Source organism: Paenibacillus sp. E194, assembly GCF_000935845.1.
In the GTDB taxonomy this organism is placed as follows: Bacteria; Bacillota; Bacilli; order Paenibacillales; family Paenibacillaceae; genus Paenibacillus_B; species Paenibacillus_B alvei_B.
On sequence record NZ_JMDX01000045.1, the window covers coordinates 1 to 17,350 of the forward strand.

General features: G+C 48.3%; 11 protein-coding genes. 4 read left to right on the forward strand and 7 right to left on the reverse strand.

The window, feature by feature from the left end; translation table 11 throughout:
• A partial coding sequence (locus tag AZ66_RS08700; RefSeq protein WP_044354480.1) for an N-acetylmuramoyl-L-alanine amidase occupies window positions 1–1,489 on the forward strand: 1,489 nt, incomplete at its 5' end.
• 1,118 nt (window positions 1,490–2,607) lie between these two features.
• On the opposite strand, the gene AZ66_RS08710 is transcribed toward AZ66_RS08700, so the two are convergent.
• Genes AZ66_RS08710 through AZ66_RS08720 form a run of 3 tightly spaced genes read right to left on the reverse strand, consistent with a single transcriptional unit; the run spans window position 2,608 to window position 8,145 of the window.
• Complete coding sequence (locus tag AZ66_RS08710; protein WP_044354482.1) at window positions 2,608–4,200, reverse strand: SagB family peptide dehydrogenase; 1,593 nt, start codon at window positions 4,198–4,200, stop codon at window positions 2,608–2,610.
• Between the two features lie 43 nt (window positions 4,201–4,243).
• The gene (locus AZ66_RS08715; protein ID WP_044354483.1) at window positions 4,244–6,193 is read right to left on the reverse strand and encodes a TOMM precursor leader peptide-binding protein; all 1,950 of its coding nucleotides are present in this window, start codon (window positions 6,191–6,193) and stop codon (window positions 4,244–4,246) included.
• Window positions 6,190–8,145, reverse strand: a complete 1,956-nt coding sequence (locus tag AZ66_RS08720) for a putative thiazole-containing bacteriocin maturation protein (RefSeq protein ID WP_044354484.1) — start codon at window positions 8,143–8,145, stop codon at window positions 6,190–6,192. The genes AZ66_RS08715 and AZ66_RS08720 overlap by 4 nt, the downstream gene beginning before the upstream one ends.
• Before the next feature lie 163 nt (window positions 8,146–8,308).
• Between AZ66_RS08720 and AZ66_RS31295 the strand changes: the two genes are divergently transcribed.
• Window positions 8,309–8,458 (forward strand): hypothetical protein, encoded by a 150-nt coding sequence (locus AZ66_RS31295; RefSeq protein WP_156159934.1) that lies wholly within the window; start codon window positions 8,309–8,311, stop codon window positions 8,456–8,458.
• 538 nt (window positions 8,459–8,996) lie between these two features.
• Here AZ66_RS31295 and AZ66_RS08725 read toward each other — a convergent pair.
• Complete coding sequence (locus AZ66_RS08725) at window positions 8,997–9,587, reverse strand: TetR/AcrR family transcriptional regulator (RefSeq protein WP_044354485.1); 591 nt, start codon at window positions 9,585–9,587, stop codon at window positions 8,997–8,999.
• A gap of 240 nt (window positions 9,588–9,827) precedes the next feature.
• On the opposite strand from AZ66_RS08725, the gene AZ66_RS08730 reads away from it, so the two are divergent.
• Window positions 9,828–11,312 carry a DHA2 family efflux MFS transporter permease subunit gene (locus tag AZ66_RS08730; protein ID WP_044354486.1) on the forward strand — a complete coding sequence of 495 codons (1,485 nt, stop codon included), beginning with the start codon at window positions 9,828–9,830 and terminating at the stop codon, window positions 11,310–11,312.
• Window positions 11,313–11,465: 153 nt separating this feature from the next.
• The gene (locus AZ66_RS08735) at window positions 11,466–12,698 is read left to right on the forward strand and encodes a cytochrome P450 (RefSeq protein ID WP_044354487.1); all 1,233 of its coding nucleotides are present in this window, start codon (window positions 11,466–11,468) and stop codon (window positions 12,696–12,698) included.
• 209 nt (window positions 12,699–12,907) lie between these two features.
• On the opposite strand, the gene AZ66_RS08740 is transcribed toward AZ66_RS08735, so the two are convergent.
• From AZ66_RS08740 to AZ66_RS08750, 3 genes are all read right to left on the reverse strand, one after another.
• The gene (locus tag AZ66_RS08740) at window positions 12,908–13,558 is read right to left on the reverse strand and encodes a response regulator (RefSeq protein WP_044354488.1); all 651 of its coding nucleotides are present in this window, start codon (window positions 13,556–13,558) and stop codon (window positions 12,908–12,910) included.
• A complete protein-coding gene (locus AZ66_RS08745; RefSeq protein ID WP_197081680.1) occupies window positions 13,555–14,490 on the reverse strand; it encodes a sensor histidine kinase in 936 nt (311 codons plus the stop codon). Before AZ66_RS08745 ends, AZ66_RS08740 begins: the two co-directional genes overlap by 4 nt.
• 454 nt (window positions 14,491–14,944) lie before the next feature.
• On the reverse strand, window positions 14,945–17,125 hold the full coding sequence (locus AZ66_RS08750) for an MMPL family transporter (protein WP_044354489.1): 2,181 nt from the start codon (window positions 17,123–17,125) through the stop codon (window positions 14,945–14,947).
• Between the last annotated feature and the right edge of the window lie 225 nt (window positions 17,126–17,350).

Genomic DNA, 17,350 nt, shown 5'->3' on the forward strand with positions numbered 1-17,350 from the left:
AATCTTTCTGAAGAAGGATCCTGTAGAGAACATTCGCGGCGGAGCTGCGCTGCTGGCAAAGTATGCGAAGGACATTGCAGGCAAACTGCCGGTATCGGAATCCGATTGGTATGGTGCGGTTGCCAAATATAGCGGCTCTCAAGAATTGTATTATGCACAGGATTTCGCTGATCAAGTGTTCTATACGATACAGCAAGGGATCGCGCGGCAAACTCCGGAAGGTCAGGCGCTGCGCCTCACATCCAAGGAAGTAAAGCCAAACCCAGCCACTTTGCAGAGTCTGCAACTGCATTCAACAATATCAAGCAGCGCCGATTGCCCTTCCCTACTACCTTGCAGGTCTATTCCTGCAGCCTATCAGCAGAACGGGGATGACCCGTCAGACTATTCCAATTATGATCTTGCAGACCGTCCTACATTCGGGCCAGATATCCGCTTTATTGTCATTCATGATACGGAAGAAACATATCGAGACACCATTGGTATCTTTGCAAATCCGAAGAAGAGCGTGGCCGCCCACTATGTTGTTCGATCATTTGATGGCGATGTAACGCAAATGGTTAACAACAAAGACGTGCCATGGCATGCAGGCAACTATTACTTCAATATGCACTCTATCGGCATCGAGCATGAAGGCTATGCGATGGAAGGAGCAACCTGGTACTCCGAACGGCTTTATCGCTCTTCTGCCGCACTCGTTCAGTATTTGGGAGAGAAGTATGATATTCCGCTGGATCGAGCACATATCATTGGGCACAACGAGATTCCAGGGCTTACTCCGAAGCGAACACCGGCAATGCATCAGGATCCCGGTCCATTCTGGGATTGGGAGCATTATATGGAGCTGGTTGGAGCACCACTTGGCACCACGCATAGCCTCAAGGACATCGTGACAATCAAGCCTAATTTTAAGAGTAATTTACCTGAAGTTCAGGATGCTCCGCTCCAACCGACGAACTTCGTTTATTTGTATAAGGAGCCACAGTTTGATGCTGATTTAATTGATGACCCTGCCCTTGCCGTTCAGAACAAGAAAGACGGACTGAGCATAGGCGCTAAGGCGACGACAGGGCAAACGTTCTCATTCGCTGGAGGGCTGGGGAACTGGACAGCAATCTGGTACGGTGGACAAAAGGCATGGTTCTATAATCCGGCAGGAAGCAATGCGGTTGCGGGTTCAGGAGAGCTCATTACTCCGAAAGCGGGCACAGCTTCTATTCCGGTTTATGGTGCGGCCTATCCAGAAGCGGCAGCCTACCCTGCCGATGTAAAGCCGAATGAACTCGTACCGCTGCAGTACACGGTTGCACAGGGACAATCGTATGTTGCCATCGAGAAGGTCAATGGCGATTATTACGAAGCCCCAGTATTCACGAAGGATCCTTATGCGACGAATCAGCACATTAAAGGCAAAGAGGCATTCTATCGCATCTTCTTCAATCACCGCTTCGCCTTTGTGAAAGCTTCTGATGTCGAGAAGGTGCAGTAACATTCGCTAAACGAAGAATAGAATGGTGACTGAATTGCATGTAAGGATAAGGATATCCCATACGTGTGCAATGCTCTCTTCTCTCAGATATTGCTTGAAATGATATTGTATTAAAGAACGAGGCTCTCGGGCTTTCAACAGGCTCTCATATCATTACTGGTACTCAGAAATGTCCCTAAGTTCTTATCAAAAAACGAATGTCCCCAAGTTCTTGTCGAGTAAAAATGACAAGAACTTAGGGACATAAAATAAATTGATCCATTTAATCAGAACACTGATAGATAATCTGATGACCTGATTCATCTGAGAAAGTTTGGGGATCAGTTATCACAATTTTATTAGCTACAACCTCATCATCACCGTCACACGCTCGGTCTTCGTTTCGACACCCGTTTCGTTCCTTACTTCCCCTCCTCTTGGGTAGCTGCCCATTTTATAGGGGCAAGTGCCCTTTCCCCAATCTCAGCATATTGTGAATTATACCTAGCTGTAGCTTCTAAGCGAACTTTGCCAGAAGAGGATTCACGATGCAATACCCCTCAAAAGATTAGGAGGTAAACTATGATATACCATCAACCTTACGTTCAGAACCCGGCCGGCGTGCAGAATTCCAATCCGTCCGAGCAAGCATTTGAGCAGCAATCGAATAATCAAATTAGACCTCGCGATGACGGTTTTCAAGCGTCACACTATCCCTGGTGCCATATTCCTCATCATCACGTATACCACCCCATGATGTGTCATCCTTGTGGTAACGAGCAGCAAGCTGTAATGGCTCATCCCTGTGAGAATATGCACGTACAGCCCCTGGAGAATGAGCACCACCCTGATATGGTTCACCCTTGGGAGCATGAACACTGTTCTTGCATGATCCATCCCTGCATGCATCATCCATGGGATCCGTATATGGATGATCACCTTCATCCTTATCAGTATTCAGGGTGGGATTGTTACGAGCTCGATTACCATCATGATTGGTTCCATCCATGGGATCATACCCACATGCATTGCCATCATCCGTGGAATAACCATCATTGCTAAGAGAAGCCCGGTCTCTCGGGTAATTTCATCGCTGAAGACATGACCGTTCGCGTCAATGTCATTAGCGATGATTTTTTTTAACGGCTCAAACTGCCGACCAATCGCAATCGTTGACGGTAGGGGCCTACCGGTATGAAAATCAGTCCCGTTTCATCCCAGGAAGCCGTCCCGTAAAGCGCATCGCTGGAATTGGCGTCAAACCCGAGAAGTGGACGCCCTCCCATCCCGAGGGCGGATGCTGCCAGCAATAATCGGTGCACGAGCATCCCGGCCTCCATTTGCTGAATGCGGTATCCCCGCTTGCCGAGCTGCGATTGAAAGAAATTCCTTTTCCCTGCCACATGAAAGCTGAGCGGTACTTGAAACAAATTGATATTGGGAAGTGACATTCCCTCCTGCAACCGTTGCTGGTGACCTCCAAGGCAAACCGACTGCAGCGCATGCGCGGCGCTATCGTACCGATAAGCGCCATCCGGAACGTCTTCGACCCCGTAGAAGCAGCCATAAAGACATACACGGGGTTCCGGCCTCTCCTGTGGGCCATCCAGGTCGTTGCGATACGAGAAGGAAACCGTCGCTTCCCGAAGCAGAGCTGCAAGCTGCGTAACACCGATCGGCTTCCAGACAAATTCCGTCTCGGGCGAGAAACGGTTGCGGCAAACCGCCGCCAAATCATATGATAAGCGGTCTACAGGCGGCAGAGGGAGTGCGGGCGCTTGATTCGGAATTGCTTGCTCATCCTGCCGGACCTGTTGAAACAATCGCGCCGAATCAAATCGGGACGCATCGCTCATCCGGAGCAGCATCGGATAATCCGCGCTCCTCCGCGACCTTACATAGTGATCATGATTGACCGGCGACAACTCCCGGCACAGCTCGGAGGCGGACACGATGTCCGTATCCTCGTTCCCACTTTCCATCCATCGGATCGCCGGGTTCACCGATAACGGGATTACTGCATACACGCTCTCCTCTTGTTCTGATAGACCGAGCAGATGATTGATGGCTTGATCGAGAAATTGAAAATGCACGCCAGACGAAAATCCGAATCGTTTCGCGATTTCGAGCAGCTGTCCAATCAAAATACCGGCGTCCAGTCCCTGAAGCCGGTAGGCAAAATTATTGTATTTGTAAAAATTCTTCCAGTATACCGTAGATACGAACGCGGCTCCGAAGCAGCCGTACGCATCGCACCGATTACCGAGCGACCTCGCTAAATAATCGTCGAAATTCCCTTTGCGCAGCAACGCCAACCGATGATGTGCCGCATCGTAATGGTATACGCCTGCAGGCAACTCATCGAGCTTAAGATAGAGATACAGTTCACTCGGATAGAGCCCGCCTCCGGAAGGAACGAAGCGCCGGCACATCTGCAAGACGCCTCCCGATTCCTCCGACGTATCCCGTTCCATGACGGATTGGGTCAATTGCGCAAGCCCGTATACATAGTAGAGGAAATGTCCGATATTACGAAGGGTAGCCACACCGGGTGTATCCATTCCTTCGAGCGTTATCGGTACTTCCCTAGATAGTGGAAACATCGGCAAGTTACGATAAAGCTTGTAAGGAAGCGGCGCGTCCTCCCAATCCGTCTCCCAATCCAATGGCTTGACCTTATCCGGATCATATTGCAAATGGTGAAGAAAAACGTCCAGATTTATTAGACTCATGGCTTTCCTCCCTGGTTTCATCCGTGCCGTCTCACAGCCGTATTTATGGGAACGGGTGCGGATATGGATTAAGCTGCTCGGGTGACAAGGGCTCCGGTGAATAAGACAGCTCTACAGGAATCCTGAGAACTCTATCCAGTCCCGTCAAACGGATGAGATGCTGCCCGAACGTCATCGGCAGCATGCCGGGAATGAGTACTTTCACGCAATGCAGTCCGTTGCGAAGCGTCTCCGGAGTCGTCTGGTCGACCACGATCACTTCGAGATTCAATTGGCGAAAAACAAGCAGCATGGCCTTCAGATCATCAGTCAGATCGGCGTTCCAGCCCGTCGGTTCAAATGCTTCTTCGAATGTTTGCATTGGACGATCGTTATTCAGCAGAAAATCGAGCCTTTCCTCCGCCTGTTTCAACCCGTACAGCATGGAATGATCCTCCATCTGAACAACCTGGTACGGATCATGAAGCATCCGTTCGTACTGCTGACGGTTTTCCTCGAATTTCTCGCTAACCGTGAGCAGCATGCCTGCTAGCTCGTGGATCGCGCTCTTTGCCGCACGAATCGGATCCGGATGGGCGCCAGCGGCGCAAATGAGGTTCACGCCCTGCTCTTTCTTATTTTTCGCGAGCGCCCATACGCTTGGTATGCCGTGCTCCATTGTCGATTTATACAAATACAGTTCATACCCCGACACTGTCTCCAATCGCTCCGTCATCCAATTCAATTCCCGATCCTGAACAGAACGGAGATCCAGGCGAGGCAGGGGCAGACGAGCATACCAAGTCATGAGGAAGGAGTCGCGCTCCACCACTTCCAGCATCCCGTAGAAGATCGCTTCCTCCAGACTTCCGCCCAGCGCGCAGCCATTGGAGGTTTCATAGACGAATCCGTGACCGCAGCCCGAACTGTAATAAGCCAGCTGCTCCGGTACGAGAATCGGACGCTGCTGTAGAAACGAATAGCCCCATACCCAATCGATCGGCCTTTCGGGTTCGAATGACTTGAGCGGGAAGTCGGAGCGTTCGTACTGCTCCTTAGCATGCAGTCCTACACGGAGAGGATCGAGCGCATGGTGCTGTACATTGAGGAAACTATCATGAACGACGGATCGTTTCCCACGGGGCGACAGACCGCAATAACGCTCCAGTCCCTCCAGGATGGCTGTCATTTCGCTATCCGCATAGGAGTGGGTCCGACCTGCGCAAGCCTCATCTCCGCCAAACAAGGGCAAATTGATGCTCGCATCGGCGAAAGGCGACACAAGATCCACCATTTTCCCATTCAAAAAACCGGTCCTGGCATCCAAGTATTCTTTGGCCAAAACATCCTTCAATTCACCCATCGAACGGCTGCGATACGTTTCGGTGCTGATTTTCAGGCTTGGCTTCAGCGCGACGCGGGCCAGCTCCGCATCGTCTTCCGGCAATTGGCCGCAGATCGGACATAGCGGAACGGGCAGGAAGAAGTGCAATGAGCTTTTCAACGTACGCATATCGATCAAGTACATCCTGCTTTCCGTCTCCGGCTGCCCGCCCATCAGCATCTTCACGGATTCAGCCGCAACAAGGCGCGCCACCTGCAATAATCCCGTACGAGACGCCCAAGTGTCCCGGGCGATTCCTCCATGAGATGCCAACTTCTGCTGCAGATTCCACAATTCCCTGCGGTCACTTCCCGCCATCAGGAGCCGGTTATCCGCGCATTGCGAGCACCCTTGCCCCTCTGGACGAACCAGCGGACCGACAATCCCCTCTCCGAATGCAACAAATCCGCGCAGCCAAGGAGTTCCCGACTGTCGGAACCGATCTTCTGCCGCAGAATGAACGGAAGGATCCCAAGCATCGTTCAACACCAGCGCCAAGTCTCCCTTTGCCGCTTCTCCAGACTCCATGTTCTTCTGCCGGATCAGTCGATAGCGGTCATCGGTAGACAATTGCTTGGTTACCAAATCCGCGAGCTGTCCTTCCCCAATGACCGTCACAATCGCGCTCAATTCCTCTCCTCCTCTCGCAACGACACGCCAAACACGCCTGCCAGCACTTCTTTCATGAACGGTTCTATCGACAAATCAACGACCGCGATCTGCTTACGGTTCCATTGCAGAATCTGCCGTACGGACTGCATTATCATGCCGTATTCCGACTCATCGAAGCCGGGGATCGTCAGACTCTGCGCCAAGGCATCTTCCACCAAGACCGAAGAGCGTTCCAGGATTTGGCCTTGGATGTCCGCCGGATCGTTTTGGAGTTTCATTAACGCCTGTCGGAGCGCTTCTCGCATTGCCATTGTGCGATTGACTCCGACTCCGCCGTACCAGTAACCGTTCGTACCGACCCAGACCACTGGGAAACCCGCCGCTTCTTGTCCCAATCCGATTACCGGGGTGTCCTGCATCGTCGTCAATGCGCGCAAGCAATAGCGACAAAAATCGTCCTCAACATCGCTTAGCTTGATTCGATTAACGGAGGGAATGCTGGATTCGGAACGACTTCTCAGCTCCTCGAATAGACACTTCCGCAGTCCGCGAAGAACCGCTTCCTCAACTGTCCATCCCGCTCCGATCCCTACATATTCATGGGGCTGCGATTCGAGCGGGCTTGCGGAATCCTGCTGCGCAGGATTGGCAGCCTTCAGAACACCGGCTAGTCGCGACACGTACGCCTCGATGCCGGCCAAGCCAGCTTCCTTCCTTGCTTCATGGTGCGTCATTCCCGAACAGACGATCTGCGGCAGAAGCTCAGTGGGGCCTTCCGACAGCGGGTCGACTGCCTGGACGCGACACTGCGAGAGCGGAAGCTGCTTCGAGTCCCCTTCCTCCCAACGGTGAAGAATGCCGGTTTCCGTCGAAGTCAAGCGATAGAAATAGGAGAATAGTCGGTCTGCTTCCTGTCGCTCCGTACGTGGATCGATCGGAAGGTCGAATGGATCTATTGGCTCGGCCTGATGAATACCTCTGACTAGCGGATGAGGAAGTAACGAATGCCACTCGCCAACTAATGTTTCCGGATTCAGCAGAAACAGCTTTCCGTTCAATTCCGAAGCAGTCTCCGTAACGGTCTTAAACCATTCGAATACGACCACATTCGCGAGCATGGCTTCCGGCGCAGTAGAGACGGTGGTCGGCCGTTCCGCATCGCCAAGGGCGGTTCGGTGTATTCTGCGCCATGCGGATTCGAAGCAGACGTCCGAATCCGGGTGCACCAACGGCCCTGCTATGCCCAACTGTGGCAAGTAGATAGCGGGCAGCAGCAGCTTTTTCGCGTCCCTGCAGGCCGTGTGCAATGCTCTAAGCTCTCTGGGATCGTCATCCTGAGCGACGTATAGAACGGAATCCGCCAGCTGCACGACTTCTCGCCAATCAAGGAAGCCGTCATTAGACGGAAAGATCTCCTCGACCTCGATCTCACTGTCCGATAGACGCGCAGTCGCCGTCAGTTCGGAGATCCGCTGGCGATCCGTGGTCTCCTGATTCGTAATCAGCACACGAAACCGGGGCAATCCGGATTCCAACAAGGCCGCAACGAGCGAGACAAATATCGGACCTGAACCAACCACAACCGAATTAGCCTGGCGATAGGTTTGAAAGCGGTGAGCGCCCGAACCGCCCAAGCTGTCCAGAAATTCGATCTGTGCGGCATATTTCCGTTCTACCGCTTCGGGTAGGCCGTGCGGCCGGTCTTGGCTGGAATCTCGGACAAAGCCGTGATTAAGCAGTACTTCTGCGATTTCATAAAGCCGTACCCTGTACGGTTCCGGCAGCCCGTCCGTCAGTTCCGACATGGAATAATCCCCGCTCAACATTGGCATCAATTTTTCGATCCACTGATCGACCATGTCGCCTTCCATTCGGAACGAACCTGTATTGTTGCGAAAGTAGACGCCTCCATTCGAATCTGGAAGAAAGAACGTATCCCCTTTCACTTTCAGACGCATAGAAGGATTCAAGTTTTTATTCCTCCTTAAGGTTTTGCCGGAGGCAAAACCGCATTGTATGCAGGCCTTCGGTTTTTCCTCATTTATAAGTTATGTAGAGCGTTTTGTCCGTCATGCCTGAATCTAAAAAAGGAACAGCCCCTGCAGGCCGTGACAACTGCAGGGGCATACCGTTTTGCGTATCGCCAAGGGAGCTTTTTGGTACTCAGCGGCAGCGAGCGCAGCTTCCGCAACGTGCGCAGCTACTGCAGCGGGCGCAATTGAAGCAGTTACTGCAACGTGCGCAGTTGAAGCAGTTGCTACAGCGAAAACAGTTGCTGCATGAACAGAACCCTACACAAAAAAAGCAAAGGCCAACACATAAGCGGGAATCCCCTGCTCCGTTCTGATTTTGCCCCGACGCAGACGTCATCCCGGTCGAATTGAACTTCCCGACATTCAAGTTTTGCAGATCCTTCTGGAAATCGTTCATTTTATACCCTCCTTATTATTTATTTCACTGTACCTACATGAGACAAATCGTCCAATCGTTATACGAAAATGATCAGAGCTGGAAACCGGCCGGCATGCTGCCCATCATCCATCTCGACTAGATAATTTATGAAATTGGCTCCGCTAGTGTTCCTATGACACCCACCCACCGAAAAAGGGTTAAGTAAAGATCCCTAATAACCGAACTCTACTATGAACTTTTAGAATTTCGATCCTTCGTATTCTTCGTAATGGGCGTGATCCATAGGTTCCCACTTCGCTAGCATCGATAAGGGGAACCATATAAAATAGCCTAATTTCTCGTTTACAACACTGAGAAATTAGGCCTTTACTAATTTATTCATCGCCAAAGTGATTTTTTGCTAGTAACCTTATAGATCTTGAGAGTGAAGCAAGTACAGTTGTTTTGCTAAGAAAGCTGGCGTGTAAGGCATGTCGTTGCGCAGCCAGCCTACGATGGTTCCAATTAAGGCAGAGGATCCATGCCAAATGGCAATATCCTTTTGAATGGCCGTTCGCTTATTGGAAGAGTTGTTCTCCTTATTCTCGAACTTTGCCGTAATTATCCCAGTAAGCATTTGTAATAGCCGATCGGTAAAAATAGGGGTTCGCCTCGATCCTAAAGTAATCTTATAAAATGGCGCATTTTCAGCAATATGCTCAAGCATCCCTACTAGCTTCAACCAATCGTTTTCTTCAGGACTATTAGGGTGGGCAGGATTGCTATTCATGGCACGCTGAAGATCTTCAATCATCTCGTCCGCCATCTTGTTCAGCATGTCCGGGATATCGCGATAATGAAGATAAAAGGTAACGCGGCTGATGGTCGCTCGCTCCGCAATACCACTGATGGACATTTTCTCAATTTCCATCTCCTGCAGCATATCAACAAAGGCATCCTTTATTAACTGCCTTGTACGGCGAATTCTTGGGTCTGTTCGAAATTTGGAATTGTCCGGCATTCAGTTCTTTCCTTTCCGATTCACAAGATAATAAACAATTTATAAATAATTTGCAGTAAATCTCCAGCTTACTTTACACTTTGCAAGCCGAATGATAACTAATTTACATTTTGTGAAAATGCGTTGATTGATCGCCCTAACCTGTATAACTATAATCTATTTTATACAATGTTAATTATCTTACACATTGTAAATTAAGTCTATAGAGAAACGAAAGGTAGGAGTAAGTTGAGTAAACGCATGGAAACAACCAACGGTTCCGTAAAGAAGGGCACGATTATGTTTATCATGATCTTGGGCGCCTTTCTTACAACGTTGAATCAGACAGTCATGAGCGTAGCCATCCCGGAATTGATGGTTGACTTCAATATCGCGGCTTCCACGGCGCAATGGCTGACAACCGGCTATATGCTGGTAAACGGAATTCTAATCCCTATTACGGCTTATCTCATGCTGAGGTTTACTACTCGACAGCTGTTTCAAGCTTCGATGGTAATCTTTCTTGCTGGTACAATTGTGTCCGCATTTGCAGCAAGCTTTCCCCTTCTCCTAACGGGGCGGATGATTCAGGCAGCAGGTGCCGGCATTATCATGCCGCTGCTTATGAATGTCATTTTGGTACTCTTCCCTCCCGAGAAAAGGGGAGCAGCCATGGGAACGATGGGACTTGCCATTATATTTGCGCCCGCGATTGGGCCTACACTAGCCGGCTATATTTTACAAAACTATAAATGGCAAACGATGTTCTACGGTATGATCCCGCTAGCTTTGCTCGTCATCATCTGCGGTCATATTTATTTAAAAAATGTGTCGGAGCAAGTCCGCACGAAGATCGATGTTCTAAGTGTTATCCTGTCCACCATTGCATTTGGCACGCTGTTATATGGTTTCAGTGCTGCTGGAAGTCAAGGTTGGGAAAGTGTCGAAGTACTGTTGTCTATTGCCGTCGGCATCGTGACCCTTGGTCTTTTTGTATGGAGACAGCTCACTTCTGAAAGTCCACTGCTGGATCTTCGAGCCTTCAAGTACAATATGTTCACGCTCACAACCATCATTAACATCATGATCACCATGGTGATGTACGCAGATATGATGCTGCTTCCGCTGTACCTACAGAATGCACGAGGTTATTCTGCACTGGAATCTGGACTGCTCATGCTCCCTGGTGCGCTTGCGATGGGGCTGCTGATGCCTGTTGCTGGGCGGCTATATGATCGATTTGGAGCAAAATGGATTGCCATAACGGGGATGATCATAACGATTGCGGCCACTTCCGGTTTCGTTCAATTGTCCGACTCAACTAGTTATACCTATTTAATTCTGATGTCAACTATCCGTAGAATGGGAATGGCGCTGCTGCTGATGCCTATTCAGACAGCAGGTCTGAATCAACTGCCTTCTAGATTACACGCACACGGTACCGCAATATCCAACACGGTTAAACAAGTAGCGGGTGCTGTAGGGACTTCTCTTCTGGTCACGGTTATGACGGATCAGACCAAATCGCATCTTGCGGACATGATGGCCGCAGGTGGGACAACCGGTGCAGCTCAAAAGGATATGATCGTAGAAGCCTCTATCTTAGGGATCAACGATGCTTACGTTGTCATAATCGGAATTGGGGTAATTGGCTTAATTCTCTCATTCTTTATCAAACGTACTTCTCGAACCCAAGAGGAAGCTCCAGAAGTTGCTTTGAAAAAAGCCGTTGTAAAAGAGGCCTAAGAAGAATACTAAATAACTCGCTCATCACCGCTCTTCTGCCTAGCGAACCTTAAAGCATAGGTCTGTTAGTCATGGCCTTCCACCAATTATATGTTAGGTTAATCTCTATTAACTTGAACATAAACCTTATTATTCAAATTGGGAGGGAGTAACATGCAGAAAGAAATTATCCTTTCAGCTAAAATTACCCGGTTTCGATCAGCTGTCGAAGAGTTCAGACCCTTTGAATGGTACAGACATCATTTGGAACATGAGCCGATTCACTACAACGAAGCTACGAATACCTGGAACGTGTTTCGGTATGAAGATGTCAAAAGAGTTTTGAGCGATTACGAGTATTTTTCAAGTGAGAGAGTCAGAACGACAATCAGCGTCGGGGCCGACAATGAGGTAGGCAGTACTCCTGAACGAATCAATTTGAGTTCGGATCCCCCGCTTCACCGTAAAAGCCGAAGTTTGCTATCCGCGGCATTTACACCTAGAAGTTTAAGCTTGTGGGAGCCGCGAATCCACCAAGTGGTGGGGAAGCTGATCGAGGATATGGGAGACGAACCGATCATTGATATCGTCAAGAGCTTCACAAGCGCGCTGCCGACGATCGTTATGGCAGATTTGCTTGGTGTCCCATCGGAGGAACGCTTCCTCTTTAAGGAGTGGGTGGATCATCTGTTCCTTCCGTTTCCGATTGACAACATTGAGGATGTCCAAGAATTGAAGCGGGCAGCGGCGCAGAAATATTACAACTATCTCTACCCGCATGTAGCTTCCAAACGAACTAATCTCACCGACGATATCATCTCGGATTTGATTCGGGCCGAAGTCGACGGCGATCGATTAACAGATGATGAGATTGTCCGTATGACCATGTTCATTTTGGGAGCTGGCATTGAAACGACAAGTCATCTGCTTGCGAACACGTTCTATTCCTTTTTGTATGATAACGATCAGATCTATGCTGAGGTACAGGCCAATCGAGAGCTTCTTCCGAACACGGTCGAAGAAATGCTCCGCTACCGTTTCCATGTTACCAGGATGGATCGGACGGTGAAACAGGATAACAATGTGCTTGGAGTGGAACTCAAGAAAGGTGATGTCGTCGTCGCCTGGATGAGCGCAGCCAATTTGGACAAGGCAGTATTTGAGGATCCGTTTACACTGAACATTCACCGTCCAAATAATAAACAGCATTTAACCTTTGGAAACGGCCCCCATTTCTGCCTTGGAGCTCCACTCGCTCGGCTGGAGGCACACATTGGTCTGAGATTGTTTATGAATCATTTCCAACGTATTGAGCCGGTACCCGGATTCAAATTGGAGGAAAATCTGACGCCTTTTGCCGCTGGGCAGACGCTGACTCATTTACCAATGCGTGTACAACGCTGGTAGTCGATTCGACGATTAAATAGCGGATGTATCCGTTGACACAACCTGTTGATTTTGAATCCGAAGGCGAATGCATAATTCGAATTGTTTCATACCTTATTCTCAAAAAAAACGCCAATCGATGTGAAACTATCGATTGGCGTTTTGATGCTGCGAGATCGGCTCAATTTCAACATGTAATGTGAGGCTCATCAATTGGCTGTTCAGGCATCTTAAAACTGGATGATGCCCCGTTCAACCGCGACGGCGACTGCTTGAGATCGGGAATTCACTCCTAGCTTGTTATAGATGCTCGTCAGATGAGCTTTGACCGTACGTTCGGAAATGCCCATTTCGCCGGCTATTTCTTTGCTGCGATAACCCCGCGCAATGGCCTCAAGGACGATTCGTTCCTTCTCGGATAGCACCGTTTGTTCTGTGGACGTATCTCGCTCATCATGGCCTTTATTCCTTGCCGCGAATACTCTTTCCATAATTTCAGGCTGCAGCAGCGTATCGCCACGAACCGCGGATTCGATCGTTCGGAATAAATGATCTCTGCCGGTATCTTTCAGGAGGTATCCTTTTGCCCCCAATTCCAGCCCGCTTATCATCAGCTCATCTTCATTATAAGTCGTCAATATAACGACGGGGATATCGAAGTTCCTTTCTTTTAGCTCCTTCATCGTCTCCAATCCGCTCATTTGAGGCATATTTAAGTCCATCAAAATGACATCGGGCGTAAGAGATTCCAATAGTCGGAGAGTCTCCAATCCGTTCTCTGCTTCTCCTACGACTTGATAATTATCGTTCGTCTCGATCATAAACTTTAGCCCTTCTCTTACTACTAGATGGTCGTCGACGATAAGTACGTTGTAAGTCATGAGTTCTCTCCTTTTTTCTCAGGTGTATCTATCTGAATCAGCGTTCCGCGAGGAATATTATTCGTTATAATAAGTGTTCCCCCTAAGATGCGAACTCGCTCCTTTATGCCGATTAATCCATAATGTCCAGTTAAGGAATTCTTTTGACTCAAAGCAATCCCTATCCCGTCGTCTTTGATTTCCAACTTCATGTTTCCGTCCTCTATTCGAACATATAGCCACACATGATTGGCTTCCGCATGCCGCGCAACGTTCGTTAAACATTCGCCTATTATGTAAAGTCCATGCTCCATCATCAACTTAGGTATGCTTCCCTTCATGTTCATATCAAGAAGCACTTGAATGCCGGTGGCATTCTTAAACCGTTCTACCTCGTTGCGAATCGCATCCGAGAAGTCGACTGTTGCAAACGTTTTGGATCGAAGATTATCAATCGCCAACCTGGCTTCCGATAACGTTTTCTTCGCATGAACCATGGAATGTTGAACGATTTCTTGTGCTCTTTGGGAGTTGCCTTTCGTCAAATGTGCATCGACAGCATCCAGCTGCATAATAATACCCGCAAGACCTTGGGCCAGCGTATCATGCAAATCCCGAGCCATTCGTTGACGTTCGTTAGCCAATGTCAATTCCTCAACCTTGCGATGTGCGCGTTCTAGATCTTCAAGAAAGGCTTGGGTACGGAACCGAGCATGAACCTGCTCTAAAAATAAATCGGCAAACGAAACGAGAATGACGTTCATCATCGCATACAAGATCGTCATTAAAACCATTGATTCGGATTGCCCCATCATGTAGAGAGTCGATAGAAATAATACATAATACACAACGGACAGCATTACTATTTTACTTCTGTCATCGTAGACACCAACGCTTTGTCCCGTCAACACGGGATACATCCCAAGCAAGACCATAAATAGGGCCTGATCCATAATAAGCGCACATCCCATAATAATTAGGCCTTGAATCATGAAGTAGACCCAAGGATATTTTGCCGTAAGAGATGAGAAGTGCCAAATTAATGAGGCGTGGAGAAGCATCAATCCCGAAAAGAAGGATAAAGAAATAAATGAAGGCCCGTGTAATATCTGTACAAACATAGATATGAAATAAATGAAAAAAACCCAAGTCATGCTCGGGACTCTGGCATTAAACATGGCATCGGGTAATTCGTTATATCGATTTATGTGCGACCTCTGCTTGAACTCGTTTCCCGTTTCCATGAGTCCTCCCCTTTCGTTCTATCCAGTACATCAACATTTTCCGGTTTTCGATTTTATTTTCTATTATACCCTTATTGTAAACATGAAAAAATCGTACATAAGGGAAGATCCCCTTATGTACGATTGGGCAATGATGAACTATCAGATATCTATTCGATCTTACTTAGACGACTTCTTTCTTTAGCTCCGATATTTTCTCAATAGACTCGCCTTCAACATCGATATTCGGCAATATGCGTCCAAGCCATTTCGGCAGGTACCAAGCCGAGCGGCCCATTAGGGTCATGACCGCAGGTACGATTGTCAGCCTTACAATAAATGCATCGAACAAGATGCCGAATGCTAATGCTAAGCCCATTGATTTAATCATGGTATCTTCAACGAAGATGAAGCTTGCAAACACGGCAACCATGATAAGGCCGGCTGCCGTTACAACGCTGCCGCTATTTTTAAGACCGGACAATACAGCATTTTTCGCATTTCCTGAATGGTTATATTCTTCGCGCATGCGGCTGACTAGAAATACTTCATAGTCCATGGCTAATCCGAATAGAATGCCTGCAGTCAAGATTGGCAGGAAGTTTAATACAGGACCGGCTACAGGAATGTCGAACAGCTTAGCCAGATTGCCATCTTGAACGACAAATACGACGAATCCAAGCGTTGCTGTAAGCGTAAGAAGATAACCGATCACGGCTTTAATTGGAACTAAGATGGAACGGAATACCATCATGAGAAGAATTAATGCAAGTCCCACAATCAGAGCTGCAAATTTAGGCAAAGCCTCATTTAATTTTTCGGTGATATCAATATTTACTGCCGTTGAACCTGTAACCATAACCTCAACTTGATCCTGTTGCTTAAACTCATCCGCCTTATCGCGAATTAAATGAACCAAATCGGTTGTTTTCTCACTTTTTGACTCGGTTCCAGGAATAATTGTTACCATGGCTACTTTACCCGTTGCATTCGGAGCGGGTGGCGTTGCCATTGCCACATTTGGCAGCTTGCTTAGTTCCTTTCCTATCTTCGCGAATGTCGCTTGCACGTTGTCTGTTTTCTCCGCCTTAAGAATAATAGCGAGCGGTCCGTTCATACCAGGCCCAAATCCTTCTGCTATTAAATCATACCCGCGGCGTTCCGTTGTGTCGATCGATTTAGTGCCCTTATCCGGTAGACCCGTTTGTAAATGCAGTGCAGGGAGGCTTATTGCTCCTAACAGCAAAATACCTGCAAGCGCGGTCGGTAATGGATATTTCGTAACGATTCGTCCCCAACGACTCGAGTGCTCATTGTCTTTAGGAGGATTCTGAATGGAGGCAGCTTTCGACTTCGGACGAATCCGCTCACCTGCCATTCCTAGTAGCGCAGGAACGACGAGGATGGAAATGAGTACGGCCACAAGTACCGTGAATGCTCCCGCCACGCCCATGACCGTAATGAATGGAATACCCGTTACGGCTAATCCGGCAAGTGCTATGATAACTGTCAATCCGGCGAAAATAACAGCGCTGCCTGCGGTAGCGTTTGCATGCGCAATGGACTCCTCCACGCTTTTGCCTTCAACAAGATTTTGTCTGTATCTTGAAATAATGAATAAACCATAGTCGATTCCGACTGCTAACCCGAGCATGATGGCGAGAATCAAAGAGAATGATGCCATTTCAATAAAATTAGAGGCAATGATGACGGACATGACCCCGATCACAAGTCCAATGATTGCTGTCAGTATAGGCAAACCAGCAGCGAGCAAGGATGTGAATGTTATCGCCAGAATCATAAATGCGGCAATAATGCCAATGATCTCAGACGTCCCGCCAATTTCAAGCTCGGAGAATTCGACGGTTCCGCCGAGTTCAGCCTGCAAGCCCTCAATACGCGCCTGCTCCACACTTTTCAATACGAGCTCTTTAGATGCAGCTGTGACTTGCAAAGCCTCGGATTTGTACGTAATAACCGCATATCCGATTTCTTTTTTATAACTGATCGTACCTGCCTCGTATGGGCTGACGATTGATGCAATTTCGGAGTCTTTTGATATAGACTTTAGCGTCTTGGCGATTATGTTTTGCGTGGATTTCGATGCAAGCGTTTGACCTTTAGGGGCTTTGAAAATCACTTGAATTGTGCCGCCTTCAGGGCCAGTTCCTTCCGAAAACTCCTTTTTCAACACTTTCATTGCTTCCTCGGATTTGGTGCCAGGAATGGTTATTTCACCGTTTAAATGAATTCCCATGCCAAGACCAATTGATACGGCGATGATAAGTACTGCTATACTTCCAAACAAGACTTTCTTTCTGTTACGAGCAGCTGATATACCAAGCTTATACAAGAACGCTGCCATGTGTGATCACCTTCCTCTACTAGCATGAATATCTGTCATTATAGCGATCAAATAGACATTTGAAATCGTACATGCGGGCAGAGTCAGAATGTACTTTCGGGCATGCCCTTTCGTGAATCGATGCTCAATAGAAGGCCTCACGACGAAATAGAGCATAAAAAAACCGCGGTTTACGCGGTAAAATGTCTATAACTTTTTTCTATATATACATTATGATTACGTAAT

Excerpts from the sequence above, each read along its gene's own strand:
- AZ66_RS08710 (WP_044354482.1), bottom strand. The coding sequence starts at position 4,200 with ATGAGTCTAATAAATCTGGACGTTTTTCTTCACCATTTGCAATATGAT.
- AZ66_RS08735 (WP_044354487.1), top strand. The coding sequence starts at position 11,466 with ATGCAGAAAGAAATTATCCTTTCAGCTAAAATTACCCGGTTTCGATCA.
- AZ66_RS08750 (WP_044354489.1), bottom strand. The coding sequence starts at position 17,125 with ATGGCAGCGTTCTTGTATAAGCTTGGTATATCAGCTGCTCGTAACAGA.
- AZ66_RS08725 (WP_044354485.1), bottom strand. The coding sequence starts at position 9,587 with ATGCCGGACAATTCCAAATTTCGAACAGACCCAAGAATTCGCCGTACA.
- AZ66_RS08745 (WP_197081680.1), bottom strand. The coding sequence starts at position 14,490 with ATGGATCAGGCCCTATTTATGGTCTTGCTTGGGATGTATCCCGTGTTG.
- AZ66_RS08740 (WP_044354488.1), bottom strand. The coding sequence starts at position 13,558 with ATGACTTACAACGTACTTATCGTCGACGACCATCTAGTAGTAAGAGAA.
- AZ66_RS08730 (WP_044354486.1), top strand. The coding sequence starts at position 9,828 with ATGGAAACAACCAACGGTTCCGTAAAGAAGGGCACGATTATGTTTATC.